Origin of the sequence: Streptomyces sp. NPDC091387 (assembly GCF_044756945.1) — a bacterium.
Taxonomy (GTDB): Bacteria; Actinomycetota; Actinomycetes; order Streptomycetales; family Streptomycetaceae; genus Streptomyces.
The window spans coordinates 1-25,314 of sequence record NZ_JBIVTZ010000020.1 but is presented as its reverse complement, the minus strand read 5'-3'; the positions used below and the strand labels follow the sequence as shown (position 1 = coordinate 25,314).

General features: G+C 71.1%; 24 protein-coding genes. 13 read left to right on the top strand and 11 right to left on the bottom strand.

Annotated features, from left to right (window positions below):
- Positions 1–149: 149 nt before the first annotated feature.
- The 5 genes from ACIQM0_RS32540 to ACIQM0_RS32520 all read left to right on the top strand — a co-directional run bounded on the left by ACIQM0_RS32540 (position 150) and on the right by ACIQM0_RS32520 (position 4,899).
- A complete protein-coding gene (locus ACIQM0_RS32540; protein ID WP_401293658.1) occupies positions 150–2,729 on the top strand; it encodes a bifunctional FO biosynthesis protein CofGH in 2,580 nt (859 codons plus the stop codon).
- Between the two features lie 199 nt (positions 2,730–2,928).
- Positions 2,929–3,267, top strand: a complete 339-nt coding sequence (locus ACIQM0_RS32535; protein ID WP_401293656.1) for a hypothetical protein — start codon at positions 2,929–2,931, stop codon at positions 3,265–3,267.
- Between the two features lie 61 nt (positions 3,268–3,328).
- Positions 3,329–3,688: a hypothetical protein gene (locus ACIQM0_RS32530; RefSeq protein WP_401293655.1), complete on the top strand. Its 360-nt coding sequence runs from the start codon at positions 3,329–3,331 to the stop codon at positions 3,686–3,688.
- A gap of 249 nt (positions 3,689–3,937) precedes the next feature.
- The gene (locus tag ACIQM0_RS32525) at positions 3,938–4,312 is read left to right on the top strand and encodes a PadR family transcriptional regulator (RefSeq protein WP_385032126.1); all 375 of its coding nucleotides are present in this window, start codon (positions 3,938–3,940) and stop codon (positions 4,310–4,312) included.
- Complete coding sequence (locus tag ACIQM0_RS32520; RefSeq protein ID WP_401293652.1) at positions 4,309–4,899, top strand: HAAS signaling domain-containing protein; 591 nt, start codon at positions 4,309–4,311, stop codon at positions 4,897–4,899. Before ACIQM0_RS32525 ends, ACIQM0_RS32520 begins: the two co-directional genes overlap by 4 nt.
- 77 nt (positions 4,900–4,976) lie before the next feature.
- Here the strand turns inward: ACIQM0_RS32520 and ACIQM0_RS32515 are convergent, their stop codons facing one another.
- Complete coding sequence (locus ACIQM0_RS32515; RefSeq protein WP_401293650.1) at positions 4,977–5,885, bottom strand: aminoglycoside phosphotransferase family protein; 909 nt, start codon at positions 5,883–5,885, stop codon at positions 4,977–4,979.
- Positions 5,886–6,114: 229 nt separating this feature from the next.
- Between ACIQM0_RS32515 and ACIQM0_RS32510 the strand changes: the two genes are divergently transcribed.
- The gene (locus ACIQM0_RS32510) at positions 6,115–7,230 is read left to right on the top strand and encodes an ADP-ribosylglycohydrolase family protein (protein ID WP_401293647.1); all 1,116 of its coding nucleotides are present in this window, start codon (positions 6,115–6,117) and stop codon (positions 7,228–7,230) included.
- Positions 7,231–7,349: 119 nt separating this feature from the next.
- On the opposite strand, the gene ACIQM0_RS32505 is transcribed toward ACIQM0_RS32510, so the two are convergent.
- Both ACIQM0_RS32505 and ACIQM0_RS32500 read right to left on the bottom strand, forming a co-directional pair.
- Entirely contained in the window at positions 7,350–8,930 is a 1,581-nt protein-coding gene (locus tag ACIQM0_RS32505) for a sodium:solute symporter family protein (protein ID WP_401293644.1), read from the bottom strand.
- Between the two features lie 458 nt (positions 8,931–9,388).
- Positions 9,389–10,171: an SDR family oxidoreductase gene (locus ACIQM0_RS32500; protein ID WP_401293642.1), complete on the bottom strand. Its 783-nt coding sequence runs from the start codon at positions 10,169–10,171 to the stop codon at positions 9,389–9,391.
- 79 nt (positions 10,172–10,250) lie between these two features.
- Here ACIQM0_RS32500 and ACIQM0_RS32495 point away from each other — a divergent pair, with 79 nt between their 5' ends.
- Positions 10,251–11,120, top strand: coding sequence for a hypothetical protein (locus ACIQM0_RS32495; RefSeq protein ID WP_401293639.1), 870 nt, complete (start codon positions 10,251–10,253; stop codon positions 11,118–11,120).
- A 104-nt stretch (positions 11,121–11,224) separates the two neighbouring features.
- Here the strand turns inward: ACIQM0_RS32495 and ACIQM0_RS32490 are convergent, their stop codons facing one another.
- The 3 genes from ACIQM0_RS32490 to ACIQM0_RS32480 all read right to left on the bottom strand — a co-directional run bounded on the left by ACIQM0_RS32490 (position 11,225) and on the right by ACIQM0_RS32480 (position 13,543).
- On the bottom strand, positions 11,225–11,431 hold the full coding sequence (locus ACIQM0_RS32490) for a DUF397 domain-containing protein (protein ID WP_363070652.1): 207 nt from the start codon (positions 11,429–11,431) through the stop codon (positions 11,225–11,227).
- Positions 11,432–11,699: 268 nt separating this feature from the next.
- Positions 11,700–12,569 (bottom strand): helix-turn-helix domain-containing protein, encoded by an 870-nt coding sequence (locus tag ACIQM0_RS32485; protein ID WP_401293635.1) that lies wholly within the window; start codon positions 12,567–12,569, stop codon positions 11,700–11,702.
- A 251-nt stretch (positions 12,570–12,820) separates the two neighbouring features.
- Positions 12,821–13,543 (bottom strand): GPP34 family phosphoprotein, encoded by a 723-nt coding sequence (locus tag ACIQM0_RS32480; RefSeq protein ID WP_024491270.1) that lies wholly within the window; start codon positions 13,541–13,543, stop codon positions 12,821–12,823.
- 179 nt (positions 13,544–13,722) lie between these two features.
- On the opposite strand from ACIQM0_RS32480, the gene ACIQM0_RS32475 reads away from it, so the two are divergent.
- From ACIQM0_RS32475 to ACIQM0_RS32460, 4 genes are all read left to right on the top strand, one after another.
- Positions 13,723–16,353, top strand: a complete 2,631-nt coding sequence (locus tag ACIQM0_RS32475; RefSeq protein ID WP_401293632.1) for a serine hydrolase — start codon at positions 13,723–13,725, stop codon at positions 16,351–16,353.
- A gap of 261 nt (positions 16,354–16,614) precedes the next feature.
- Positions 16,615–18,423: an MFS transporter gene (locus ACIQM0_RS32470; protein WP_401293629.1), complete on the top strand. Its 1,809-nt coding sequence runs from the start codon at positions 16,615–16,617 to the stop codon at positions 18,421–18,423.
- 136 nt (positions 18,424–18,559) lie between these two features.
- Positions 18,560–19,075, top strand: a complete 516-nt coding sequence (locus ACIQM0_RS32465) for a hypothetical protein (RefSeq protein WP_401293626.1) — start codon at positions 18,560–18,562, stop codon at positions 19,073–19,075.
- A 32-nt stretch (positions 19,076–19,107) separates the two neighbouring features.
- Positions 19,108–19,464: a winged helix-turn-helix domain-containing protein gene (locus tag ACIQM0_RS32460; RefSeq protein WP_401293623.1), complete on the top strand. Its 357-nt coding sequence runs from the start codon at positions 19,108–19,110 to the stop codon at positions 19,462–19,464.
- Between the two features lie 147 nt (positions 19,465–19,611).
- Here ACIQM0_RS32460 and ACIQM0_RS32455 read toward each other — a convergent pair whose 3' ends face one another.
- Positions 19,612–20,853 carry an MFS transporter gene (locus ACIQM0_RS32455; RefSeq protein ID WP_401293620.1) on the bottom strand — a complete coding sequence of 414 codons (1,242 nt, stop codon included), beginning with the start codon at positions 20,851–20,853 and terminating at the stop codon, positions 19,612–19,614.
- Positions 20,854–20,899: 46 nt separating this feature from the next.
- On the bottom strand, positions 20,900–22,285 hold the full coding sequence (locus ACIQM0_RS32450) for an NAD(P)-binding domain-containing protein (RefSeq protein WP_401293617.1): 1,386 nt from the start codon (positions 22,283–22,285) through the stop codon (positions 20,900–20,902).
- A 105-nt stretch (positions 22,286–22,390) separates the two neighbouring features.
- Between ACIQM0_RS32450 and ACIQM0_RS32445 the strand changes: the two genes are divergently transcribed.
- The gene (locus ACIQM0_RS32445) at positions 22,391–22,783 is read left to right on the top strand and encodes an ArsR/SmtB family transcription factor (protein ID WP_401293614.1); all 393 of its coding nucleotides are present in this window, start codon (positions 22,391–22,393) and stop codon (positions 22,781–22,783) included.
- 111 nt (positions 22,784–22,894) lie between these two features.
- On the opposite strand, the gene ACIQM0_RS32440 is transcribed toward ACIQM0_RS32445, so the two are convergent.
- The 3 genes from ACIQM0_RS32440 to ACIQM0_RS32430 all read right to left on the bottom strand — a co-directional run bounded on the left by ACIQM0_RS32440 (position 22,895) and on the right by ACIQM0_RS32430 (position 24,573).
- Positions 22,895–23,041, bottom strand: a complete 147-nt coding sequence (locus tag ACIQM0_RS32440) for a hypothetical protein (protein WP_401293884.1) — start codon at positions 23,039–23,041, stop codon at positions 22,895–22,897.
- 87 nt (positions 23,042–23,128) lie between these two features.
- On the bottom strand, positions 23,129–24,268 hold the full coding sequence (gene arsB, locus ACIQM0_RS32435; RefSeq protein ID WP_401293611.1) for an ACR3 family arsenite efflux transporter: 1,140 nt from the start codon (positions 24,266–24,268) through the stop codon (positions 23,129–23,131).
- Positions 24,265–24,573 (bottom strand): ArsR/SmtB family transcription factor, encoded by a 309-nt coding sequence (locus ACIQM0_RS32430; protein WP_401293608.1) that lies wholly within the window; start codon positions 24,571–24,573, stop codon positions 24,265–24,267. Before ACIQM0_RS32430 ends, arsB begins: the two co-directional genes overlap by 4 nt.
- Positions 24,574–24,697: 124 nt before the next feature.
- Here ACIQM0_RS32430 and ACIQM0_RS32425 point away from each other — a divergent pair, with 124 nt between their 5' ends.
- Entirely contained in the window at positions 24,698–25,138 is a 441-nt protein-coding gene (locus ACIQM0_RS32425; protein WP_401293863.1) for an arsenate reductase ArsC, read from the top strand.
- Positions 25,139–25,314: the final 176 nt, after the last annotated feature.

Below are 25,314 nucleotides of genomic sequence, written 5' to 3'. Positions count from 1 at the left end.
CGGCCGAGGCGCCAGGGGCGGGCGCGACCTGCGGCAGATCCGGCCCAGGGGCGGGCACGCCCTGTGGCGGGCGGGATGCCGGGGGGCGGGTGTGACCTGCGGGAGATCCGGCCGGTCACCGGCCGGCTACTCGCTCGTATGCTCGGTTCATGACCGATCCTCAGCGCGGACGCCCCACCACCAATTCCATGCGACGTGCCCTCAGGCGTGCCCGTGACGGTGTCGCCCTCGACGTGACCGAGGCCGCCGTCCTGCTCCGGGCGCGCGGCGACGACCTGACGGATCTCGCCGCCTCCGCCGCCCGGGTGCGGGACGCGGGCCTGGCGGACGCGGGCCGGCCGGGTGTCATCACGTACTCCCGCAAGGTCTTCATCCCGCTCACCCGGCTCTGCCGCGACAAGTGCCACTACTGCACCTTCGTCACCGTGCCCGGCAAGCTCCGGCGCGAGGGCCACGGCATGTTCCTGTCGCCGGACGAGGTCCTCGACATCGCCCGTAAGGGTGCCGGGATGGGCTGCAAGGAAGCGCTGTTCACGCTGGGCGACCGCCCGGAGGACCGCTGGCCGGAGGCGCGGGAGTGGCTGGAGGCCGAGGGGTACGACGACACCCTCGCGTACGTCCGCGCCATGGCGATCCGGGTGCTGGAGGAGACCGGACTGCTTCCGCATCTCAACCCCGGTGTGCTGACCTGGACGGACCTCCAGCGGCTGAAGCCCGTCGCCCCGTCCATGGGCATGATGCTGGAGACGACCGCGACCCGGCTGTGGTCCGAGCCGGGCGGCCCGCACCACGGCTCACCGGACAAGGAACCGGCCGTACGGCTGCGCGTCCTGGAGGACGCGGGGCGCTCCAACGTCCCGTTCACCACCGGCATCCTCATCGGCATCGGCGAGTCCTACGAGGAGCGCGCCGACTCCCTCTTCGAGCTGCGCAAGACCGCCCGCGCCTACCACGGCATCCAGGAAGTCATCGTCCAGAACTTCCGCGCCAAGCCCGACACCGCGATGCGCGGAATGCCGGACGCGGAGCTGGAGGAGCTGGCCGCGGCCATCGCCGTCGCCCGCCACATCCTCGGCCCGTCCGCCCGCATCCAGGCCCCGCCGAACCTCGTCGACGCCGAGTACGCGCTGCTCATCGGCGCGGGGATCGACGACTGGGGCGGGGTCTCGCCGCTCACGCCCGACCACGTGAACCCCGAGCGCCCCTGGCCGCACATCGACGAGCTGGCGGCCAGGACCGCCGAGAGCGGCTTCGCGCTGCGCGAACGGCTCACCATCTACCCGGAGTTCATCCAGCGCGGCGAACCCTGGCTCGACCCGCGCCTGCTCCCGCACGTCCGCGCCCTCGCCGACCCGGAGACCGGGCTCGCGAAGGAGGGGGCGATGCCCGTCGGGCTGCCCTGGCAGGAGCCCGACGAGGGCTTCAACGCCTCCGGCCGCACCGATCTGCACCACACCATCGACACCGAGGGCCGCACCACCGACCGCCGCGACGACTTCGACGAGGTGTACGGGGACTGGGAGGCGCTCCGCGAGGCCGCGGCCCCCGGCATGGTCCCGTCCCGCATCGACGGCGACGTGAAGTCCGCCCTGAGCCAGGCCGCCGACGACCCGACGAAGCTCACCGACGACCAGGCCCTCGTCCTGCTGCACGCGGACGGCCCGGCGCTCGACGAGCTGTGCCGGATCGCGGACGCCCTGCGCCGGGACGTGGTCGGCGACGACGTCACCTACATCGTCACGCGCAACATCAACTTCACCAACGTCTGCTACACCGGCTGCCGCTTCTGCGCCTTCGCCCAGCGGCGCACCGACGCCGACGCGTACACCCTCTCCCTGGACCAGGTCGCGGACCGGGCGGCGCAGGCGTGGGACGTCGGCGCGGTCGAGGTCTGCATGCAGGGCGGCATCCACCCGGACCTGCCGGGAACGGCGTACTTCGACATCGCGCGGGCCGTGAAGGAACGCGTCCCGGGCATGCACGTCCACGCGTTCTCACCGATGGAGGTCGTCAACGGCGCGACCCGCACCGGCCTGTCCATCCGCGACTGGCTGGTCGCCGCGAAGGAGGCCGGGCTCGACTCGATCCCCGGCACCGCGGCCGAGATCCTGGACGACGAGGTCCGCTGGGTCCTCACCAAGGGCAAGCTGCCCACGGCGACCTGGCTGGAGGTCATCAGGACCGCCCACGAGGTGGGCCTGCGCTCCTCGTCCACGATGATGTACGGCCATGTCGACCAGCCCCGCCACTGGCTGGGCCACCTGCGGACGCTGGCCGCCCTCCAGCAGGAGACCGGCGGCCTCACCGAGTTCGTGACCCTGCCCTTCATCCACACCAACGCGCCCGTCTACCTGGCCGGCATCGCCCGGCCCGGCCCGACCGACCGCGACAACCGGGCCGTCACCGCGATGGCCCGGCTCCTCCTCCACCCGCACATCACCAACATCCAGACCAGCTGGGTGAAGCTGGGCACGGAGGGTGCGGCCGAGATGCTCCGCTCGGGCGCGAACGACCTGGGCGGCACGCTGATGGAGGAGACCATCTCCCGCATGGCGGGATCGAGTTACGGCTCGTACCGGTCCGTCCAGGACCTGGTGGCCATCGCGGAGCTCGCGGGCCGGCCGGCGAAGCCGCGTACGACGCTGTACGGGGAGGTGCCGCAGGAGCGGGTCATGGCGGCCGCCGCCTCGGACGGCCACCTGCCCGAGCTGCTGCCGGTGCTGCCGTAGGGGCTGTGCCAGGAGGGCGGGGCCCCAGCCGTACCGCTCGTGACCGGCCGCTGCGGCGTCGGTCACGAGCGGGCCCTCCCGGGCCGGAAAGTGCGTCGTGCTCGATCGGGCCGACTGGTAACTTCCGTACGAAAAGGCCACCTTGGAGTGCGACGGGGCGCCGTCGCGGGACCTTCGGAAGGGCGGGTGACGGTCTCCCGTGTACTGGATTCGGCTGACACTGTGGGGCGTCACCCTGGCCTTCTTCTACGTACTGCTCTTCATCCGGCCCGCCAACGGGCCGTTGGCGGTGACCCTCATGGTGCTGTGCATGCTCCTGCCGGGGTGCGGCGAGGCGTACGCGGACCAGCGCCGCCGGAGGGACTGGTACGCGCGGAGATTCGCGTCCGTCGACGAACTGCGGTCGGTCGTGGCGGACGAGGCGGCGCTCCGGCGGATCCGCGACGAGAAAGGCGTGTTCAAGGCGGCACGCGAACTCAGGCGCCAGTTCCCCCGGTGCCCTGTCGCGGAATCCGTGAAGCTGGTCGAGTCGCTGTGACCGCCCCGCTCCACCCGCACCGTGCGGCCGTCACGGGCGGAAAGCCCGAATCAACAGGCAGGTGGACTTCATGTACGGGGTGCGGGTGGCTCTCTGGAGTGCCGGGATCGTGGCCCTCGGCGTGGCGATGGTTTTCGTCAGCTCCGGCATCGCTCTGTGGCTGTTCGTACTCTGCTTCGTTCTGGCGTTCGTGCTCCCGGTGGCCGCCGAGGTGCACGCGGATCTGCGCAGGCGGCGCGAGAATCGGGAGAGTTACGTCCGGACGTTCGGGTCGGTCGACGAGCTGCGGCAGGTCATCGACGGGCCGGGGCTCCGGCGGATACGCGACGAGGACGGGCTGATCGTCGCCGTGCGGGAGCTCAGGAGCCGGCATCCGGGGCTCCCGCTCGACATGGCCGTGACCCTGCTCAAGGAGCTGTGAGCCCGCGTCCGCGCTTCAGCCCGATGGCTGTCCCGTCGAGGGTGGCGTCGGCCCGGCCCCGGATGTACTCGACCCGGAGTACACGTGGGCCCGGCAGCAGCGGGAACGGCTCGCGGGGGACGGAGGTCACCGTCCGGACGCGCCCTGACACGAGGCCCCGGAAGCCGGTGCCGGGCCGCGGGCCCGTCGAGCCACCCGGCTTCCCGCCCGCCTTCCCATCCACTTGCCCAACAAGGTATCTTGCATCGCATGGAACCAGGTGATTCGGCCAAGCAGGCTCGGGCAGCCGCCCAACTGCGCAAGGGCGTCCTGGAGTACTGCGTACTCGCCCTGATGCGGGACCGCCCCCGCTACGGCGTCGAACTCCTCCACGCCCTGGAGGACTCCGGCGCCCTCGCCACCAGCCAGGGCACGGTCTACCCGCTGCTCTCGCGGCTGCGCCGCGACGACCTGGTCACCACCACCTGGCAGGAATCCGTCTCCGGACCACCCCGCCGCTACTACGCGCTCACCGACAGCGGCCGGGCCGCGCTCGACGAGTTCACCCGTGTCTGGCCCGGCTTCCGCAACGCTGTCGACGCCTTCCTGACCACACCCCACACCTCCACCGGAGACCTCGAATGAAGACCTCTGCCGACCCCGTACGCGACTACCTCTCGGCCGTCGAGCGCGAGAGCTCCGCGCTCCCTGCCGACCGTCGCCAGGAACTCGTCGCGGACCTCGCCGAGCACATCGAGGTGACGCGCACCGAACGCCCCGGCACCGCGGTCGGCGAGATACTCGCGGAGCTGGGCGACCCCCGCACGATCGCCGCGACGGCGCTGGCAGAGGCGGGCGACGGGACGGCCGCGACCCCGGTCGGGAGCGGTGCCGGTGCACCCGTCCGGCGCGGCAAGGTGCACCCCCTGGTCCCGCTCCTGATGCTCACCCTCTCGCTGCCCTTCATGATGGTCTTCCCCGACCTTCCCGGGCCGCTGTTCGGCGTCCTGTTCCGCATCACCGGCGCGGTGCTCCTGTGCACCTCGGTGCACTGGGTCGCCGTCCAGAAGACCACCGGTGTCCTGCTCACCGCCATCCTGCCGAGCGCCGTCATCGCCACCTGGAACCTGACGGACGGCCCGTCCGGCACCCCGGCCCTCGTGGCCAACCTGGTGACGCTCGTCCTGCTGATCTGCACGTCGGTATGGCTCTGGCGGGTCCGCCGCGCCTGAGAAGGCCGTTTCCGGTCCGGGGGCCGTGGGGGTGCGGGGCCGGCCTCCGTACCCCCACGGCCACCGCAGGAGGTCCCTCAGCCGAAGCGCTCGTGGTCGGCCAGCACCGCGTCGACCAACCGCAGTTCGGCGGCCGCCCGCCCGGGGTCCGTACCGGCGGGTCCCGTCAGGTTCAGCAGCGCCTTCCACAGCGCCCACCCGCGGGCCCGCGCCCAGGTCCCGGCATCCTGGCGGACACCGTGCCGGAACGCCTCCCGGCTGTCGCCGGAGAACATCCCCCACGCGATCACCAGATCACAGGCGGGGTCACCGACCCCCGACGTACCGAAGTCGATGACCGCCGTCAGTTCGCCGTCGGCGACGAGCAGGTTGCCGGAGGCGATGTCGCCGTGGAACCACACCGGTTCCCCGCGCCACGGCGCGGCGAGCGCCGCCTCCCAGACGGTGCGGGCCCGGTCCGTGTCCACGCGGCCCTTCAGCGCGGTCAGACAGCGCCGGGTCTCCTCGTCGTAGTGGGCGGGCGAGGCGCCCCGGTACCAGCTGTGCTCCCCGGCGAGCGGCCCGCCCGACGTGTCGCAGCGCTGGAGGGCGAGGAGGAAGTCCGCCACGGAGAGCGCGAACCGGGGAAGGTCGTCGACGCGGTCGGGGCCGGCCGTCTCGCCGCGCAGCCAGCGGCGGACCGACCACGGGTACGGATAGCCCTCGCCCGGAGCGCCCAGGGCCAGCACCGGAGGCACAGCGACCGGCAGTGACGGGGCCAGGCGCGGCAGCCAGTGGTGCTCCTTCGCCACCGCGGCGACGTAACCGGCGGCCGTGGGCAGGCGCACCGTCATCGCGTCGCCGAGGCGGTACGTCCGGTTGTCCCAGCCGTCGGCCTCCACCGGTCTCACCGGCAGACCCCTCCAGCGCGGGAACTGTGCGTCGATCAGGCGCTTGACGAGCGCGGCGTCGATTCCGGCGCGGCCGTCGGGGTGGGGGGATGCCATCAGACGATCATCGCGCCGGTGACCGGGCCGCGCAACGAGATATCGGCGGCGCGGGGGCGCGGCGGATGCGGGGTAATCCCCGGAGAATGCCGCGCAAAACTGAACCGAACCCCCACTTCGTACATACGGTTCCGCCCCCTTGGACGCGTGGTCGTTCGATTACAGTGCTGCGCAGTTACCGCACAGTCACCGCGCGGTCGCGAGGGGCGGACCGAGGGGGAGGGGCACGGTGAGCACAGGGACCACAGCTGTCTGGGGCCGTGCCGAACAGCAGGACTTCCGCAGCCGGGTGCGCGGCGCGCTGCTGGGCGGCGCCATCGGCGACGCGCTCGGCGCGGGCGTCAGCGGGCTCTCGCTGGAGGAGATCCGCGAGGCCCATGGCGCCGACGCCGTCACCGACTTCGTCCCCGCCCACGGCGGACGCGGCTGTGTCACCGCCGTCACCCAGCTCAACCTGTTCACCGTGGACGGGCTGATCCGCGCCCAGGTCCGCCGCGACATCGGCGCCTGGCATCCGCCCACCGACGTGCACCGGGCCCATCTGCGGTGGGCCGCCACCCAGCACGACTGGGGGCCCGACGAACGCCGCCAGGACAACGGCTGGCTCGCCGGGCAGGAATGGCTCTACACCCGCCGCGCCCCCACCCGGGAATGCCTGAACGGCTTCGGCGACACCACCATGGGCACCCTCGACCGGCCCAAGCACCCCACCGCACACGACTCGGCCGCACTCACCCGCTCCGCGCCCTTCGGGCTGCTGGTCGGCTGGGAGCCCCAACTCGTCCTCCAACTGGCCGTCGAGTGCGCCGCCCAGACCCACGGCCACCCCACCGCCCTGCTCTCCTCCGGCGCCCTCGCCGTGATGGTGCACGGGCTGGCGCGCGGCGAGACGCTGGACGGCTCCGTGCAGCACGCCCTCGCCCTGCTCGCCGGTCGGCCGGGCCACGAACCCGTCACCGAGGCACTCCAGCAGGCCCTCGGCGCCGTCCGGCAGGGGATACCCGGGCCCGCCCTCATCGAGTCCCTGGGTGCCACGGACTCCGCCGAGGAGGTGCTCGCGGTGGCCGTGTACTGCGCGCTGGTGGGCGAGGACGTCCGGCACGGCCTGCGGCTGGCCGTGAACCACGGCGGGCCGTCCTCGGCGACCGGGGCCCTGTGCGGGGCGCTGCTCGGCGTGCTGCACGGGGAGACCGCGCTGCCGCCGGCCTGGCTCGCCGAGCTGGAGGGCCGGGCGACCCTGCTCGAACTCGCCGACGACTTCGCCATGGAGATGACCCAGGGCCCCGCCCTGCACAGCCCGGCGGCCGTCGCGGCGGGCTGGCTGGCGCGCTACCCGCGCGGCTGAACACCCGGGAGCCCGCCGGAACCCGGCCGCGTACGCCAGTCGAACGGCGGGGGCGGGTCCCGGAACGCCGCCGCGCCCCGTACCCGCCCCCTTCACACCGTTCCGTACAGCCGCGGGCGTCAGCCGCTCACGCCCTTCGCGCCCTCGGTGAACTCCACGTCCCCGGGGCCGCCCTGCGCCGGCACGGTCGCGGCGGTGCCGGGCCCGTCACCGTCCGAGTTGATCCGCTCGATGATCGCGTCGCGCTCCGGGGTGTCCTCCGGCTTGACGAAGCCGATGACGATGTAGAGCACCAGCGAGATCGCCAGCGGCAGTGCCACCTGGTACTGCAGCGCCACGTCCGTCTTCACCGAACCGTCGAAGTTGTAGTTGGTGAAGTAGAACGCCAGCAGACCGGCCGCCCAGCTGGTGAGCGCCGCGGTCGGTCCCGACTTACGGAAGCGGCGCAGCAGACCAAGCATGAACGGGATCGCGATCGGACCCATCAGACCGGCGACCCACTTGATGACGACGGAGATGATGTCCTTGAACGTCGGCGAGTTGATCTGCGTCGCCAGCGCCATCGACAGGCCCAGGAAGCCGAGCGTGGACAGCCGCGCGGCCAGCAGCCCGGCCCGGCTGCTCCAGTTGCGGGCCGCCTTGGAGAAGACCGGGGCGATGTCGCGGGTGAAGACCGCCGCGATGGCGTTGGCGTCCGAGGAGCACATGGCCATCGTGTGCGAGAAGAAGCCGACGACGACCAGGCCCAGCAGACCGTGCGGCAGCAGCTGCTCGGTCATCAGCGCGTAGCTGTCGGAGGCGTCCGGCTTCTGCGCGTGGACCAGCAGCGGGGCGCACCACATCGGGAAGAACAGGACCGTCGGCCAGACCAGCCACAGGATGGCGGAGAGCCGGGCCGAGCGGGTCGCGGAGGCGGCGGAGTCCGTGGCCATGTAGCGCTGGGCCTGGTTCCACATGCCGCCGTTGTACTCGAAGGTCTTGATGAACAGGTACGCCAGCAGGAAGGTCACGGTGTACGGACCGGCCGTCGGGTCCGTGTGGCCCTCGGGCAGCTTGTCCCACACCGTCCACAGCGTGCTGAAGCCGTCCAGCTTGCTCATCGCGGTGACCAGCATCGCCACCCCGGCGAACAGCTGGATGATGAACTGCCCCAGCTCGGTGAGCGCGTCGGCCCACAGACCGCCGACCGTGCAGTAGACGGCCGTGATGATGCCGGTGATGAAGATGCCCTGGGTCAGGCTGATACCGGTGAAGACGGAGAGCAGCGTGGCGATGGCGGCCCACTTGGCGCCGACGTCCACGATCTTCAGCAGCAGACCGGACCAGGCGAGTGCCTGCTGGGTCTGGATGTTGTAGCGGTTCTTCAGGTATTCGAGCGGCGAGGCGACGTGCAGCCGCGAGCGCAGCCGGTTGAGCCGGGGGGCGAAGAGCTTGGCGCCGATCCCGATACCGATGGCGATCGGCAGCGACCACGTCACGAAGGACGTGACTCCGTACTGGTAGGCGATACCGGCGTAGCCGGTGAACATCACGGCGCTGTAGCCGGACATGTGGTGCGAGATGCCGGACAGCCACCACGGCATCTTGCCGCCGGCCGTGAAGAAGTCGCTGACGTTGTCGACACGCTTGTGGGACCAGAGTCCGATCGCGATCATCACGCCGAAGTAGCCGATGAGCACGACCCAGTCGAGACTGTTCATGTGCCCCCTCCTGGGGTCCGCCTTGTGAACGGGTACGCACTTCGTCAGTACGGCCGCTCAGCGGGGCCCCCGTGCGGGAGCCAGCGGGGCCCCCGTGCGGGAGTGGGGACATCGGGGATTGAACCGCCTGTCCGGTCCCTCGGTCAAGGTCCCCTGGGGTCAGAAATGTGAACATGGATCAGCAAGCCGAACGATTTTACGTGTTCTTGACCCACGAGGGCGTTGTCGTGAACGTGACGACGGCCACACCATGAGCAGGCACTTCGTCAGGCTGTGCGGAGAACGACAGAACGACGGAACGAGAAGACCGAGGACACGTCCAGGAGCGCCGAAGAGCACAGAAAGACCGCACGGGATGCGGGTCCCGTGCGGCCGAGAAGGAGGAGAACCGACGTTGTCCGACTCCCTGTTGAGCTGCGTGTCCGGCTCGCTCCGGAGCGGGCCGGCGCCGCGGCGCCTCAGCGCATCAGCTCGCCGGCGTTGACCAGCAGGGACTGCCCGGTGATCGCCCGCGCCCGGTCGGAGGCCAGGAACACCACGGCCTCCGCCACGTCGCCGTCCGTGGCCAGCTCCGGAAGCGCCATGCGCTCCGAGAGCCGCCCCAGTACCTCGGCCTCGGGCACCCCCTCGGTGTGGGCCGTGAACTGTACGTAGGCCTGCACCGGCGGACCCCACATCCAGCCGGGCAGCACCGTGTTCACCCGGATCCGGTCCGGCCCGAACTCCCGGGCCATGGAGTACATCGCGGAGGTGAGCGCGCCCTTGGAGGCCGCGTACGCCGCCTGCCGCACCTGGGACGGCGCGGCCACCGCGGACTGCGTGCCGATGACGACGACCGATCCACCCCGCTCCTTCAGGGCGGGCAGGCAGGCGCGCGTCATCCGCAGGGTGCCGAGCAGGTTGACGTCGATGACCGACTTCCAGGTGTCGAGGTCGGCGTCCTCGACACCCCCGAAGTAGCTGTCCCAGGCAGCGACATGGACCACCGCGTCGATCCGCCCGAACCGCTCGACGGCCAGCGCCGCGAGCGCCTCGCACTGCGCCTCGTCGGTGATGTCGGTGGGCAGGTACGCGGTGTGGAGCCCCTCGGGATCGATCTCGGCGGCCGACTTGGCGAGATTGGCCGCGGTGCGCGCCCCGAGGACCGCGTTGCCGCCGTCCCGTACGACGGTCGCCGCGATCCGGTGCCCGAGCCCGGCGCCCACTCCGGAAACGATGACGGTCTTCCCCGTGAGCAACATCGGTGCCTCCCGGCTCTGGCAGTTCGTCTGACGGGGCGTCAGAGTAGGTGCCTCCGGCGGAGTACGGAAGGGGAACGGCATGAGCGAGGGAACACGGGACGAGCCGGCGCGGGAGAGCGCGACGCGGAGCGACACGTACGCCGAACTGGCCGCGCTGGGACCGTACGGCGTCCGCCCCGGCCACGCGCTGATCACCATGGTGGAACCGCACCCGGGCCATGAGTACGCGTACAACCGCTGGTACGAGGACGACCACTACTACGCGGGCGCGATGGCGATGCCCTGGATGGCGGCCGGGCGGCGCTGGGTGGCCACCCGGGAACTCCAGGAGCTGCGGTACCCGGAGAAGTCCGCCATCGCGACGCCGGTCGCCGCCGGCTGCTACCTGTCCACGTACTGGGTGACGGAAGGGCGCTACGACGACCACATGAAGTGGACCGTCGGGATCAACAAGCGGCTGAACCGGGACGGCCGGGTCTACCAGGACCGCACCCATGTCTTCACGTCGTTCCAGGACCACGAGGCGACGGTCTACCGGGACGGCGCCGCGGGGCCGCGTGACTTCCACGCCCTCGATCATCCGTACCGCGGGCTGGTCCTGGAGGTGATCGACGCCGAAGGGCCTGAGCAGCGGGCCGAGTTGCTGGAGTGGCTGCGCTCACGGCACCTGCCGAAGCGGCTGAGCGGGTCGCCCGCGGCGATGGTGACGGTGTTCCGTCCCACCCCGTTGCCGGGCGACCGGATGACGTATGTGAAGCAGGTCGAGGGCGTCGACACCCGGCTGACCCTGCTCTGGTTCCTCCAGGAGGATCCGAGGGAATGCTGGGACGGGCACTTCACCGGGCTCGACGCGGCGGTCGCGGAATCGGGCCTGGGGCGGGTGGAGCTGGTGGCACCGTTCATTCCGACCGTGCCGGGCACGGACCGTTACGTGGATCAGCTGCGCTGACCTCGCGGGGAGCCCCCTCGGCCAGGACGGCGAACCGGGCGAGAGGGCTTCCGGCCGCACCTGAACCTGAACAGGTGCGGCGACAACGCGTGGGAATTCATCGGTCAGGCGTCGACGGCACCCTTGGCGACATCGCGCACGAACGTGTTCCAGGCGCCCGGGACGAAACCGATCGAAGGGCCCTCGGGGACCTTCGAGTCACGTACGGCAATCGCCTGCACGAGAGGGGACCTGACTTCGACGCAGGCGCCGTTGCCCCCGGAATACGACGACTTCGTCCACTTGTCCGTAGCACCCTGACGAATGGCCATGTTCACTCCGGTTCAGAGAGTTGTGTGAGTGGCGCCAACGCTGTTCTGTTGGCGTGATCGACGCTACTCGCCAAGCCCCGTGCGTGAAGGGGTCGTTCACTCGACCGGATGGCATATACCAGGTGGGTCTTCCGTTACGAGGTGGCGACGGTGTACCGTGCCGCCGCCTCACCCGTAACATCGCTTCTTTTCTCTCATTCCGGACTTCACGGACTGGCTGGTTCAGTGCCCGTTCGGCCGTGCCCCGGACCGTCTCTCAGGCCGTCCGTCAGGCCGGATCCAGCCGGGTGTACTCCTTCGCGATCCCGTCGATGAAATGCCGGGTCTGCTCCACATTCAGGGCCTGCGCCCGCAGGTGCTCGTACATGACGCTGTACCGCTGCACGTCATTCGCCTTCTCCAGATAGAGGTCGCTGGTGACTCCCTCGATGTAGACGACGCTGGAATCCGCGGCGTCCGGGAATTCCAGGATGGCGTACTGCCCGTTGATTCCCGGGTGGGCGCCCATCTCGAACGGCAGCACCTGGACGGTCACGTGCGGCAGGCGCGACAGCTCCACCAGGCGCTCCAGCTGCTCGATCATCACCTGCTTGCTGCCGACCGTCCGGCGCAGCGCGGACTCGTCGATCACGGCCCACAGCCGCAGCGGGTGCTCCGGGGCGTTGATCCGGTCCTGGCGGCGCGAACGGACGCTGACACGCTTGTCGATGTCGGTCTGCGGCGCCTCCGGCAGCGCGCCGTTGATCAGCGCCTCGGCGTACTGCCGGGTCTGCAGCAGGCCCGGGATCACCTGGGGTTCGTACACCCGCAGCGACTCTGCGTCGGTCTCCAGACCGATGTAGACGCTGTACGGGATGTCGCCGAAGGCATGCCACCAGCCCTGCTGGCGGGAGTCCTTGGCCATCTGCATGAGCGAGTCGACGATCCGGCGGTCCTCGACCTCGTACACCCCGCAGAGATCGCGGACATCGCGTTGGCTGATGGAGCGGCGGCCGTTCTCCAGGCGGCTGATCTTCGACTGCGAGACCAGCAGCCGTTCCGCCACCTCCTCGGCCGTCATGCCCTTGATCTCGCGCAGTCGGCGCAATTCCTGACCCAACCGGCGTCGTCTGACGGTGGGATTGACGTTGGACGGCACGGAAACGGCACCTCCGGCTATGTAGCTGTGCGTATCTACTGCTCAGCAGATTGCCACCCCCGCCCCCGGCCGCGCTGGGAAACGGCCACACGCAGCGGCGCGGGACAGCCGGTGGTACCGGCTGCCCCGCGCTTGGTGCGGCTCCCGAACCGGGTCTTTGGGGACGTCGGTGCGGCGGTATTCGGTTGTTGCCGTGGTGCGTTGGTGCGGTGCTGCGATGGAGCGGGTGATGCCTCGGCGTCCGTGCCGCCCTAGTGGGCCGCGGTGTGCGCCATGCTGTCGCGGCGTGACTGCGACTGCGCTTGCGGTTGCAACGGAACGCCGGCCGCCTGGTTGCGGCGCGGTTGTGCGACCGCCCCGTTCTGGACGTCCATCACGGCATGTGCCACGAGACCGCCCATCGGGTCGTGTCTGATCAGGTCCCGGAGCCGGGAGCGCGAAGAGCGCCCCTCGTTCCCGGGGTACAGGTGCTTGCCGAGTCCGACCGCGTGGGCCAGTGCGGCGAGCGCCGCGGTCCGCGGGTCCGGCGGTACGCCGGTGCGGATCGCACTGTCCAGCCGGGCCTTGATGTCCCGGCTGATTGCCGTGTCCGTCGCCTGGTAGCGAGTCGTCGGCAGCACTCCGCACATCTGGCCCGCCACGGCATGCACCATGCCGCACCGCTCCAGATGAGCGAGGTAGATCTGGCGAAGCCCCAGTCGGGGTCCGCCTATCCAGTGGACGGCCCGAACCGGGCTGCCGCGTCTGCGCAGCAGTTCCAGTGCGGAGTCCAGAGTCGGATCTCCTGTCGGCCGTGGCATCACCACGGCGATACGATCCCCGTCAGGGGCTATCCGTCCTGCCAGGGCCAGCTCTACAAGCTGGGCTCCGGCGAGGCCGAGGTCGAGCGACTGCGGCTGCGCTGTGGTACCCGTGGTCGGGTCCAGAGCGAGCAACAGAAGCTCCTCCGGAATTGTTCTGCGGCTCCTGCCCATCCATGCCTCCCCGCGTGGATGAGTGACAGGGTGACCCCTCTCACATCTGTCTGTCGAGGGTGCCTGGGTGCTTTGTACTGGAACCAGTAGGTATGTCGTTCTCGTCTAGCAGTCCAGCCGAGGGTTCACACGGGACACTGGTAGATGGTTCGGACAGCGCGGGGATGTCCCCGTGCCGCATGGAGGAGGCATCGGTGGCGGGCGAGTCCCCCGACAAGTCGGAGCAGCAGAAGTCGTCGGGAACGGCTCGGAGCGAGCACGATCCTCGGCTCGCGGTGTTCCGCGAACCCGACTCCCCGGCGGAGTCCGGCGGCAGGGCGGACACGGCGACGGCGGTTTTCAGCACGCAGCGGTCCGAGCCGGGGCCCGATGCTGAGCCCGCGGCCGTGACGGACGCGCCTGGAAGCCCTGAGAGCCCGGTGGAGGCCTCCGGGGCCGAGTCGGGTGCCAGGGAGGCGGCCAAGGAGCCCGAGGAGCCTGCGGAGGGCACCGAGCCCGCTGGGGCGACCGACACGGCGGAGGCCGGTGCGGCGGAAGCCGACGCGGCGGAAGCCGACGCGGCGGAAGCCGACGCGGCGGATCCGGCGGACGAGCCGGAGGAGCCGGAGAGCGCGGCTGCCGAGCCCGGGGAGGGCGATGCGCGGCTGCGTGCGGCGGTTGCCGCCTGGGTGACGACGGACGGCGACGCGCAGGAGGACGAGGCCGGTGACGGCCGGGCGGCCGACGAGCGGTCCGGCGACGCCCCGTCCGGCGACGAGCGGTCCGACGACGAGCCGGAACCTGTGGCGGAAGCCGAGGAGCCGGCCGAGAAGCAGGTCGGGCGCTCGGACGCGACCGCGGAGAGCGAGGCCCGTGTGCCCCGTACCCGTGAGGAATCCGGCGCGGAATCCAGTCCGGAATCCAGCCCGGAGCGCGACGAGGACTCCGAGCGGCGGGCAGAAGAAAAGCCCGACGGGAAGTCCGACGGGAAGTCCGACGGGAAGTCCGAAGAGGAGCCCGACGAAAAGTCTGAGCGGCAGCCTGACGCGAAGGCCGACAAGGAATCCGACAAGGAATCCGGCGAAGAGTCCAACGAAGATTCCGAGGAAGAGTCCGACGAGAAGGCCGACGGGAAGGCCGACGGGAAGGCCTCCGTCGGCGAAGGTGCCCAGGTCAGCGGCGCGGAGCGCGGGATCGACCAGGCGACCGCCGTCTTCAAGGCGCCCCGGCTGCCGCGCGTCGACCAGCCGACGACCGCGCTGAAGATCACGCCGCCGTCCGCCGGGAAGCCGAAGCCCGGGTCCGAGCCGGATTCCGCCCGGAAGTCCGAGCCCGAGTCCCCCGCCGAGCGGACCAGCAAGTTCGTACCGCTGCGCGCCGACGACGTACGGCCGGCGCCCGCGCCGCGCAGCCCGGAGGCTCCCGCGCCGGAGTCCGGCTCCGACCGGTCCGGTCCGGCGTCCGGTCCCTCGTGGGCCGCCCAGCTGCCGCCCGACGCGTCGCTCAGCGGTGCCGAGCGGACCCGGCAGCAGCCGATGCCGCCCAGGCCGCCGCTCGACCTGCTGGCCGAGCTGACGAACACCCCGCCGCCGCCGGAGACCCCGGTCCGCACGGCCGTGCGGAGGGTCAAGATCTGGACGCCGCTGGTCCTGCTGCTGCTGATCGCGTTTGCGATCGCGCAGATGGTGCGGCCGCTGCCCGACCCGGCGCTCGTGATGTCGGCGAAGTCGACGTACAGCTTCAAGGGCGCCGACCTGAAGCTCGACTGGCCCGCGCAGGGGCAGTCGGCGGTCAGCGTGGACGGTGTCGGTTCGCTCGGCTCGGCGGGGAAGCAGAAGCCGTCGCCGATCGCCAGTGTCGCCAAGATCATGACGGCGTACGTGATACTCCAGGGCCACCCGCTCGCCGGCAAGGACCAGGGCGAGAAGATCACGGTCGACCAGCAGGCAGAGGACGAGTCCAAGGCCGAGGACGAGTCCAAGGTGCCGATCACCAAGGGGCAGAAGTTCACGGAGCGGCAGATGCTCCAGCTCCTGATGATCCCCTCGGGCAACAACGCCGCCCGTCTCCTGGCCCGCTGGGACGCCTCCTCCGAGGCCGCGTTCGTCTCGAAGATGAATGACGCGGCCAAGAAGCTCGGGATGAGCCACACCACGTACACGGACCCGAGCGGTCTGAAGAAGACGACCGTCTCCACCGCCGACGACCAGCTCAAGCTGGCCGCCGCCGTCATGAAGAACGAGGTGTTCCAGGGGATCGTCGACACCCCGCAGATCAAGATCGACGGCGTCGACACGACGATCTACAACAACAACACCATCCTGCTGGAGCCGGGTGTGAGCGGTATCAAGACCGGCTCCTCCACCCCGGCCGGCGGCAATCTGGTCTGGTCGGCCAACACGGTCGTGGACGGCAAGAAGCTGTGGATCTACGGCGCCGTCATGGGGCAGCAGGCGGGCACGGGCCAGCCGTACGACAGCCTGGTGATGTCGCTCACCAACAGCCTCAAGCTGATCAAGGGCGCACAGGGGGCGGTGACCTCCGCCAAGGTGGTCCGCAAGGGCGATGTCGTCGGGTACGTCGATGACGGATTCGGCGGCCGCACGCCGTTGGTCGCGACCGCCGACCTGAAGGCGAAGGGCTGGCCGGGCCTGGAGGTGGAGCTCTCCGTGGCGGGCAACGGCAAGGAGATCTCGCGCACCATGACGGCAGGCACCGAGGTCGGGGTGGTGACCGTGGGAACGGGCAGCGCCAAGGTCAGTGCTCCCGTTGCCCTGCAGCAGGACCTGGCGGAACCGGGCATCGGCCAGAAGCTGACGCGCATCAGCTGACCCGGACCGAAGCCGATCCTGACCGAAGCCGACCCGCATCACCTGATGCGGGTCGGCTTCCGTCTGAACGTCTGAACGTCCGAATGTCCGAAGGCGGGGCGCGTGGTGCCCCCAGGGCCTTTCCGGACAGTGTCAGAAGCTGCGTGCTAGCGTCCCAGAAGCAACGCGTGTATCCCGGAACGCGTTTTCTGGCAATTGACGCCGACGCTGCGAGCGGGTCGGCGGTTTCACCGCGTCCGGGGAGGGACGGGGAGAATCGCAGTGACCACTGCTGAGCCGACACGGGCGAAGCGCGCCGAGGACGGGGTACGGGGCTCGGGCGGAGGATCCGCACCGGACGGTGCCGGTCGGCTCGACGCGTTCAAGCGGGGCTGCGTCCGTCACCCGGTCCTGCTGACGACCGCGGTGGCCGCGGCGGTCCACATCCTCTGGTTCTTCTTCTTCGCGAACAGCGGCGGCGACATCGCGGCCCAGGACGCCTGGGCCGAGTTCGTGGGCCGGCACCCCGGTACCGCGTACAACCTGGCCTGGTACGGGGGCATGCACCCCGTCTCGTACAGCGTCGTGTCGCCGTATCTGATGTCGGTGCTCGGTGTCCGTACGACGATGATGATCGTCGGTACGGTCTCGGCGGGGCTGACCGCGCTGATCCTGGTCAGGGTGCGGGCCGTCCGCAATCCGATCGCCTGCTCGATGGCCGGCGTCTTCGCTTACCTGTGCAACGCGATGTCGGGCCGGGTGACGTTCGGCCTCGGCATGATGTTCGCGCTCGGAGCGGTGGCGGCGGTGTTCTGCTGGCCGCACCGGTGGCGGTACAAGCGGTGGGCGAAGGCGGTCGTGGCCGCGCCGCTCGCCGGACTCGCGACGGCCGGCAGTCCGGTGGCGGGGCTCTTCCTCGGCGTGGTCGCCGCCGCCCTGTTCCTGAACAAGCGCCACCCCGGGGCGTACGCGCTGGGGCTGGCTCCGGTCGTGGTGGTGGCGCTGTCGGCGTGGCTGTTCCCGTTCTCCGGCACGCAGCCGATGTCGATCGCGACGCTGTCGCTGCCGTTCGTCTTCGCGGTCCTGGTCTTCTTCCTCGTCCCGCGCGACTGGAAGACGGTACGGACGGCGGCCGCGGTGTACGGCATCGGGACGCTGCTGACGTACGTCGTGGACTCGCAGATCGGCTCGAACGTCTCGCGGATGGCGATGCTGTTCGCCGGCGTGGTGCTGCTGGCCGCACTGCCGTACGCGGAGCCCCGCTCCCGGCGGTGGTACGCGCTGGTCCTCGCGTTCGCCGGGCTCAACTTCTGGATCGGCTACAAGGGCGTCGACGACATAGTCCGGACCGCACCGGACGCGTCCTGGGCGCGTTCGCTGGCTCCGCTGGTCAACCAGCTCCAGAAGGTCGGTGCCGAACGGGGCCGGGTCGAGGTGGTTCCCCCGAGCAGCCACCGGGAGGCGTCCGCGCTGGCTCCGGTGGTGAACCTGGCCCGCGGCTGGAACCGGCAGGCCGACATGGAGCGCAACCCGCTCTTCTACGACGACACCCTGGACGCGGTCAACTACCGGCAGTGGCTCGACCGCTGGGCCGTGCACTACGTGGTGCTGCCGCAGGGTTCTCCCGACTCCAGCGGCGCGCTGCAGGAGACGGAGCTGGTCAGCAAGGGGCTGCCGTACCTGAAGCCGATCTGGTCCAACGCCAACTGGCGGCTCTACTCCGTGGACAGCCCGGTGCCGCTGGCCGATCCGCCGGCGACGGTGGACGAGGCCGGTGCCGGGGAGCTGACCATCCATGTGAAGAAGGCGGGCCGGGTGCTGATCCGCATCCCGTACTCGCGCTGGCTCGCCCTGGTCGACGAGGAGGGCCGGAGCGTGGAGCGGCCCCAGGAGACCGAGGAGTCCAAGCAGCGTGAGGACAAGGACCTCCCCAAGGACTTCGTCAACACGAACGGCTGCCTGGTCAAGCTGGAGGAGGACCAGTACGGCGACGAGTGGACGGAACTGCTGGCACCGCGCGCAGGCGTGTACCGGCTCGGCGCGCCTTACCACCTTCCGCCGGGGACACCGTGCCCGGACGAACTGCGCTGACGCCGGAGAGGGGCGGGGCACCGGCGTCGGCATCGGTCATGGCAAGTACTTTCCGCATTGGAAAGTAAATGCCATGATGGGTCCTGCCGACAGCCGCCGGGCTGCTCGCGTGCCCTCAGGAAGGTTCGGTGTGCTCATGCCGTCGCAGGAGAACAAGTCCGCACCTCTGGAGGGTGAGGAGCGGTCGGCGGCGCATGCCGAGGACGCGCTGAAGGGCGTGGAGACGGCCAGGGAGCGGGCCCGGCTCACGTCCGGGCGGGTCCCGGCGTGGTACGGACCGGCGGTGGCGGTGGCGCTGGTGCTGCCGAACGCGGTGCAGGCCTGGAGCCTGGGCAGGGGCGGCTGGACGGCGGCGGTGGCGCTCCTCGTGTCGCTCCTGGGACTCGCCGCCGTGTTCGCGCTCGTCCGGGCCGCGCGGCGGGGAACGGGGGTCCTGGTCACGCACCCCTTGTCCACGCGCCTGCGCCGGAGCCGGATCGCACTTCCCGCCGTCCTCGCGGCGGGCCTCCTGGCGGGAGGGGCCTGCTGGGTGTCGGGGGCCGGGGAGGCCGCGACCCGGATCACGGCGTTCGCCGTATGGGGGCTCGGCGTGTGGGGCGTCTGCATCGCCCGTAACGCGGCGATCGACCGGACGCTACGGGAGCTCGCGTGAGAGGCGACCCGCCGGGACGGGAGCGGGCCGCCTTGGACGAGACCATCCACCATCCGACCCGACTGGCCGTGGTCGCGTTCCTCTCCGCGTGCGACGAGGCGGAGTTCGCCACCGTGCGTGAGGGCTGTCAGGTGTCCGACTCGGTTCTCAGCAAGACCGCGTCGACGCTGGAGGCCGCCGGCTACCTGACCGTCCGCAAGGGGTACGTGGGCAAGCGCCCCCGTACCTGGCTGTCGCTGACACCCGTCGGCCAACAGGCCCTGGCCGGGCACGTCGCGGCGCTCCAGAACATCGTGACCACGGCCCGCAGCGCGGGCGCGGGGACCGGGACGGCCGCCGCCCCGGCGGCCACCGGCACCCCACCGGACCACCCGGCGCCGCTGGAGTGAGCGGCTGGGCCTTCAGGGCCTCCGGCCGTATGGCCGCGACATCGGCCCCGTGGGTACCGGCCACAAGGCCCGCCCGGCCGGGCGGCACCTCCGCACGGGGTGCTGCGGATGCAGGCACTCAGGTCGGAGGCCGGGTCAGAGACCGGTTCAGGGGCCGGGGCGTCGAGGCGGAGCGGGGCCGGGCTCGACCGCTGTGTTCAGCGCGATCAGCGCCGCGAGTGCGGAAAGCGCGGCGAGCAGTGCGAAGAGGCGCGGGTAGCCGCCGAGTGGTGAGGCCAGTGCCGCGCCGGCGAAGGGGGCGAGTGCCGAGGCGGTGGTCGCGGGCGCCGCGAGGAGCCCGGACAGGCGGCCGTAGTGGGTGGTGCCCCAGCGGTCGGCGATGGCGGTCGCCTGCAGCAGGGTGAGGTTTCCGCGGACCATCCCGGCCGCGACCGACAGGGCGACCAGCAGGGCGTAGGGGCCGGGCGCGAAGGCGAGGGCGGCCGTGGTGACGCCACCGAGCGCGATCAGCGTGGTGGTGCGCGCGCTGACCTCGGTGCGGCGGGCGAGAGCCGCGTACAGCGTGCGGCCGAGGGTCTGTCCGGCGCCGCCCAGACCGAGCGCCCAGGCGGCCTGGTTGGTGGAGTACCCGCGCGCCAGGAGAAGCGGGACCAGGGCGACGACGACGGCGTGGACCGTGAACGCGGAGAGGGCCAGTGCGGTGGCCAGCATCCAGAAGGGCCGGCTGCGCGCCACCGCGGTCGCGGAGTCGCCGGCGTGAGCCGGTGCGGGCGGCGCCTTCGGCCAGGGCGCCTTCAGTGCCAGGGCGTGGGCGGGCACGGTCACCGCGGCGAGGACGAGGGCAAGGAACGTGTAGGTGGCGCGCCAGGTCAGGTGGTCGGCGAGCAGGGCGGTCAGGGGTGCGAAGACGGTGGAGGCGAGCCCACCGGCGAGGGTGACGACGGTGAGGGCGCGGACGTGGTCGGGGGCCCACCAGCGGGTGAGCGCGGCGAAGGCGGGCTGGTAGAAGGTGGCCGCCATCGCGAGCCCTGCCAGCGCCCAGCCTGCGAAGAAGACCGGCAGGCCGGGTGCGGCGGCGATGACGAGGAGACTTGCCACGCCGAGGACGGAGCCGGCGGTCATGACGGTGCGCGGACCGCGGTGGTCGATGATCCGGCCCACCCGGATCCCGGCGAAGGCGGAGATGAGCAGGCCCGCGGAGAACGCGGCTGTCGTCGCGCCGGTGGACCAGCCGGTGTCGGCGGTGATGGCGGGGTTCAGCACGGGGAAGGCGTAGTAGACGACGCCCCAGCTGGTGATCTGGGTGGCGCACAGGGCGGGGAGCGCGGCGCGGGGCCGCGACCGGTGCCCCGTTCCGGTCGCGGCCCCGCGGGCGTCGAGGCCGGTCACGGGTGGCGGCTACCGGGCTCGGCCGGCGCGGCCGGGCCCGCGCACCTCAGCACCCGCCGGACGCGGGGTCCTCGGCGACCGCCACCGGCAGGGAGAGGCCGGCGCCGACCTGCACGAGTGCGGGGGCCGGAGCGCAGCAGCCGCCTTCGTCGGCCTGACCGGCCGCCGGGTCGTCGAAGAGTCCGGCGCCGCCGCAGACTCCGGTCTCCGGGAGGGTGAGTTCGACGCGGTCGGCGGCTTCGGTGTCGCCCGCGAGGGCGGCGGTGACGGAGCGGACCTGTTCGTAGCCGGTCATGGCGAGGAAGGTCGGGGCGCGGCCGTAGGACTTCATGCCGACGAGGTAGACGCCCTGTTCGGGGTGGGACAGTTCGCGGTGGCCGTGGGGGTAGACGGTGCCGCAGGAGTGCTGGTTCGGGTCGATGAGCGGGGCGAGCTCCGCCGGTGCCTGGAGGCGTTCGTCCAGGGCGAGGCGGAGTTCGGACAGGAAGGAAAGGTCGGGGCGCAGGCCCGTCAGGACGATGACTTCGTCCACCGGGTCGAGGCGCCGCCCGTCCTCCCCGACCAGGACCGGACGGCCGTCGTCGGCGGGCTCGATGACCTCGGTACGGAATCCGGTGACGGCTTCGGCGTATCCGTTGTCGACGGCGGCCTTGGCCGCCAGGCCCAGGGCGCCACGGGCGGGCAGCTCGTCGGCGCTTCCGCCCCCGAAGGTGGAGCCGCTGATGCCGCGGCGCAGGATCCACACCGAGTGCGTGCCGGGCTCGTCCCTCGCCACGTCGGCGAGGGCGGCCAGCGCGGTGAAGGCGGAGGCCCCGGAGCCGATGACAGCGGTGCGCCTGCCCGCGTAACGGGCGCGGACGGCCGGGTCCTTGAGGTCGGGGACGCGGTAGGAGATCCGGGCGGACGCGGCGTGTTCGCCCAGCGCGGGGAGTCCGTCGGCGCCGATCGGGCCGGGGGTGGACCAGGTCCCGGACGCGTCGATCACGGCCCGGCCCAGCACCCGCTCCTCGGTGCCGTCGGCGAGGGTGACGCGGAGGGTGAAGGGCTGCTGTTCCCGGTCCGCGTCGACGACCCGGTCGCGGCCGAGGCGGGAGACGCCGGTGACGGCGGCGCCGTAGCGCACCTTGTTCCCGAGGGCATCGGAGAGGGGCTGGAGGTACTGCGCGGCCCAGTCGCCCCCCGTGGGGCAGGTGTCCGCGTCGGGCCTGGCCCAGCCGGTCGGCGCCAGGAGCTTCTCGGCGGCGGGGTCGGTGACTTCGCCCCAGGTGGAGAACAGCCGCACGTGCGCCCAGCCGCGCACCGAGGTGGCGGCCGTTGGCCCGGCTTCCAGGACCAGTGGTTCGATGCCGTGCCCGACCAGGTGGGCGGCGGCCGCCAGCCCGACGGGGCCGGCGCCGATGACGACGACCGGAAGGTCTGCGGTGGTGGTCATGGCGGTGATGTCCTCCGGGAGCGGCGACCGTCACCGGCCGTTAGTTCGATTGCTGTCTATATAACGAGCTTGCCGCTCGGTATCGATGAATGTCAACATAGACGCATGTCGAAGTCGGATAGTGTCGAGCTGCCGGTCCTGGACGCGAGCGCCGAGCTGCCGGTCCTGGACGCGAGCGCCGTGGTGCCGTGCTGCCCGCCGATCACCGCGGGGGAGCTGTCGCAGGTTGACGCCGAGAAGATGGCCGTGATGTTCAAGGCGCTGTCCGACCCGGTGCGGCTGCGCCTGTTCTCCAAGGTCGCCTCACATCCCGGCGGCGAGGCGTGCGTGTGCGACATCTCCGATGTCGGGGTCTCCCAGCCGACCGTGTCCCATCACCTGAAGAAGCTGCGCGAGGCGGGGCTGCTGACCTCGGAACGGCGGGGGACCTGGGTCTACTACAAGGTCGCCCCGCCCGTCGTGGCGGCCATGTCCGCGATGCTCGACCTGCGCGGCTGATTTCCGGGCCACGCCCGCGGGTCGGTCCTTGCCCTCCCGATCCCGGCCGGACGTGCCGGTTCAACCGCCCTCGACTGATCCCGACGGCCGGAGGCGCCCGTACAACCGCCTTCAGCGGCCGAGGAGTTCGGCGATCTCGCCGGCGGCCTCGCGGGCCGGGCGCCCCACGCCGAGGAGGGTGGCGGAGGCGGGGCCGGTCCAGTCGCCGTATCCGAGCGGGCTGCCGCGTCGGACGCTCCGGGCGGCGATTGCGGGCATGGGCCGCGCGGACCCCGGCTCCGCAGCCCTGGCAGACGCCGACGGTGGGGCTGTCCGTTCCCGCGGTGCGGCAGTCGAGGCGGTGCTTCAGGCATTCCCTTCCGGGGTGGTGAGGGCTGCGGGGGCGAACTTCTTGCGCCAGGCCAGCGCCACGTACACCAGCCCGATCAGGACGGGGACCTCGATGAGCGGGCCGACCACGCCGGACAGCGCCTGGCCGGAGGTGACGCCGAAGGTGGCGATGGCGACGGCGATGGCCAGTTCGAAGTTGTTGCCCGCCGCCGTGAAGGCCAGCGTCGCCGTGCGGTCGTAGGCGAGTCCGAGCGCCTTGCCGAGCAGGAAGGAGCCGAAGAACATGATCGCGAAGTACACCAGCAGCGGCAGTGCGATCCGTGCGACGTCCAGCGGCTGCGAGGTGATCGTCTTTCCCTGGAGGGCGAAGAGGACGACGATCGTGAACAGCAGCCCGTACAGCGCCCACGGCCCGATCCTCGGCAGGAACGTCGCCTCGTAGCTGTCGCGGCCCATCCTCTTCTCGCCGATGCGGCGGGTGAGGAAGCCGGCGAGCAGCGGGACGCCCAGGAAGACGATGACGTTGAGGGCGATGTGCCACACGGGGACGTCGAGGCCCTGTCCGTCCCCCAGGCCGAGCCACTGGGGCAGCAGGTCGAGGTAGAACCAGCCCAGCACGCCGAAGGCCAGGACCTGGAAGACCGAGTTCAGGGCGACGAGCACGGCGGCGGCTTCGCGGTCACCGCAGGCGAGGTCGTTCCAGATGATGACCATGGCGATGCAGCGGGCGAGGCCGACGACGATCAGGCCGGTGCGGTACTCGGGCAGGTCCGGCAGGAAGACCCACGCCAGGGCGAACATGACGGCGGGTCCGACGAGCCAGTTGATGACCAGCGACGACACCATCAGACTGCGGTCGCCGGTGACGCTGTCCAGCTTGTCGTAGCGGACCTTGGCCAGCACCGGATACATCATGACGAGCAGGCCGAGCGCGATCGGCAGGGAGATCCCGCCGACCTCGGTCTTCGCCAACGCGTCGTTCATCCCGGGGATCATCCGCCCCAGCCCCAGGCCGACGGCCATGGCGAGCAGGATCCACACCGCGAGGTAGCGGTCGAGGGTGGAGAGCTTCCTGACGACCGAGTCGTCCCCGCCCCCGGTCCTCCCGCCGTCCTGACCGGCGGCGGGGGCCGTGGCCGTACGTTCGACGGTCACGGGCAGGCCCGCTTGTTCTCGACCGCGGTACGGGCGGACTCGGCCAGCGCCGCGAACTGCGCCGAGAGGCCGGCGAGGACCTCGGGGCGCAGCTTGTAGTAGGTGAAGCGGCCGCACGGCTCCGTATCCACCACACCTGCGTCGCGCAGGATCTTCAGGTGATTGGACAGGTTGGTCTGCTTCGCCCCGGTCTCCTCGACCAGGTGCGTCGTACAGAGCGTCTCGCGCGCCAGCAGGGTCACGATCCGGAGGCGGAGCGGATCGGCCAGCGCCCGGATCAGATCAGGATCGACTGAAGTCAGCATGCACTGATACTTTCACATCATTGTCTACTGATGCCAGTGTGGACTGAAGTCATTGATGGCTGATGTCGCCGGGCGACGAAAGAGAGCGATCATCATGGCCGAGCCCTCCGACAAGCCGTCCGGTATGCCGTCCGGAAATCCCTCAGTCAATCCCTCCGGTAAGCCGTCCGTCCTGTTCGTCTGTGTCCACAACGCGGGCCGCTCCCAGATGGCCGCCGCCTGGCTGACCCACCTGGCCGGGGACCGTATCGAGGTCCGCTCCGCCGGCTCGAACCCCGGCGACGCCGTCAACCCCGCCGCCGTCGAGGCCATGGCCGAGGTCGGCATCGACATCTCCGCCGCGACCCCGAAGATCCTCACCGTCGGCGCGGTCCGCGAGTCCGACGTGTGCGTCACGATGGGCTGCGGCGACGCCTGCCCCGTCTTCCCGGGCAAGCGCTACCTCGACTGGACGCCGGCCGACCCGGCCGGTCGGGGCGTGGCAGCCGTCCGCCCCATCCGCGACGAGATCAGGACCCTGGTCGAGGGCCTGATCGAGGAGATCGCCCCGGAGGCCACGGTGTGAGCGGCATGCACGACGGGCGGGACAGGCGCGCAGGGGCGGCGGCACCTCGCCCGAAGGTCACGCGTCGGCAGGGGCGCTAGTTGTTCTGTCCACGGAGGTTGGTGACGGATCCCACGGCTGGGTGATCTTGAACAAGTGAGGGCCTTCCGGGTTCGGTGTGGATTGCGACATCTACA

Coding starts and splice junctions, on each gene's coding strand:
- ACIQM0_RS32540 (WP_401293658.1), top strand. CDS start 150: ATGACCGATCCTCAGCGCGGACGCCCCACCACCAATTCCATGCGACGT.
- ACIQM0_RS32525 (WP_385032126.1), top strand. CDS start 3,938: ATGGAACCAGGTGATTCGGCCAAGCAGGCTCGGGCAGCCGCCCAACTG.
- ACIQM0_RS32520 (WP_401293652.1), top strand. CDS start 4,309: ATGAAGACCTCTGCCGACCCCGTACGCGACTACCTCTCGGCCGTCGAG.
- ACIQM0_RS32515 (WP_401293650.1), bottom strand. CDS start 5,885: ATGGCATCCCCCCACCCCGACGGCCGCGCCGGAATCGACGCCGCGCTC.
- ACIQM0_RS32505 (WP_401293644.1), bottom strand. CDS start 8,930: ATGAACAGTCTCGACTGGGTCGTGCTCATCGGCTACTTCGGCGTGATG.
- ACIQM0_RS32500 (WP_401293642.1), bottom strand. CDS start 10,171: ATGTTGCTCACGGGGAAGACCGTCATCGTTTCCGGAGTGGGCGCCGGG.
- ACIQM0_RS32495 (WP_401293639.1), top strand. CDS start 10,251: ATGAGCGAGGGAACACGGGACGAGCCGGCGCGGGAGAGCGCGACGCGG.
- ACIQM0_RS32490 (WP_363070652.1), bottom strand. CDS start 11,431: ATGGCCATTCGTCAGGGTGCTACGGACAAGTGGACGAAGTCGTCGTAT.
- ACIQM0_RS32480 (WP_024491270.1), bottom strand. CDS start 13,543: ATGGGCAGGAGCCGCAGAACAATTCCGGAGGAGCTTCTGTTGCTCGCT.
- ACIQM0_RS32475 (WP_401293632.1), top strand. CDS start 13,723: ATGGAGGAGGCATCGGTGGCGGGCGAGTCCCCCGACAAGTCGGAGCAG.
- ACIQM0_RS32465 (WP_401293626.1), top strand. CDS start 18,560: ATGCCGTCGCAGGAGAACAAGTCCGCACCTCTGGAGGGTGAGGAGCGG.
- ACIQM0_RS32450 (WP_401293617.1), bottom strand. CDS start 22,285: ATGACCACCACCGCAGACCTTCCGGTCGTCGTCATCGGCGCCGGCCCC.
- ACIQM0_RS32445 (WP_401293614.1), top strand. CDS start 22,391: ATGTCGAAGTCGGATAGTGTCGAGCTGCCGGTCCTGGACGCGAGCGCC.
- ACIQM0_RS32440 (WP_401293884.1), bottom strand. CDS start 23,041: ATGCCCGCAATCGCCGCCCGGAGCGTCCGACGCGGCAGCCCGCTCGGA.
- ACIQM0_RS32430 (WP_401293608.1), bottom strand. CDS start 24,573: ATGCTGACTTCAGTCGATCCTGATCTGATCCGGGCGCTGGCCGATCCG.
- ACIQM0_RS32425 (WP_401293863.1), top strand. CDS start 24,698: ATGCCGTCCGGAAATCCCTCAGTCAATCCCTCCGGTAAGCCGTCCGTC.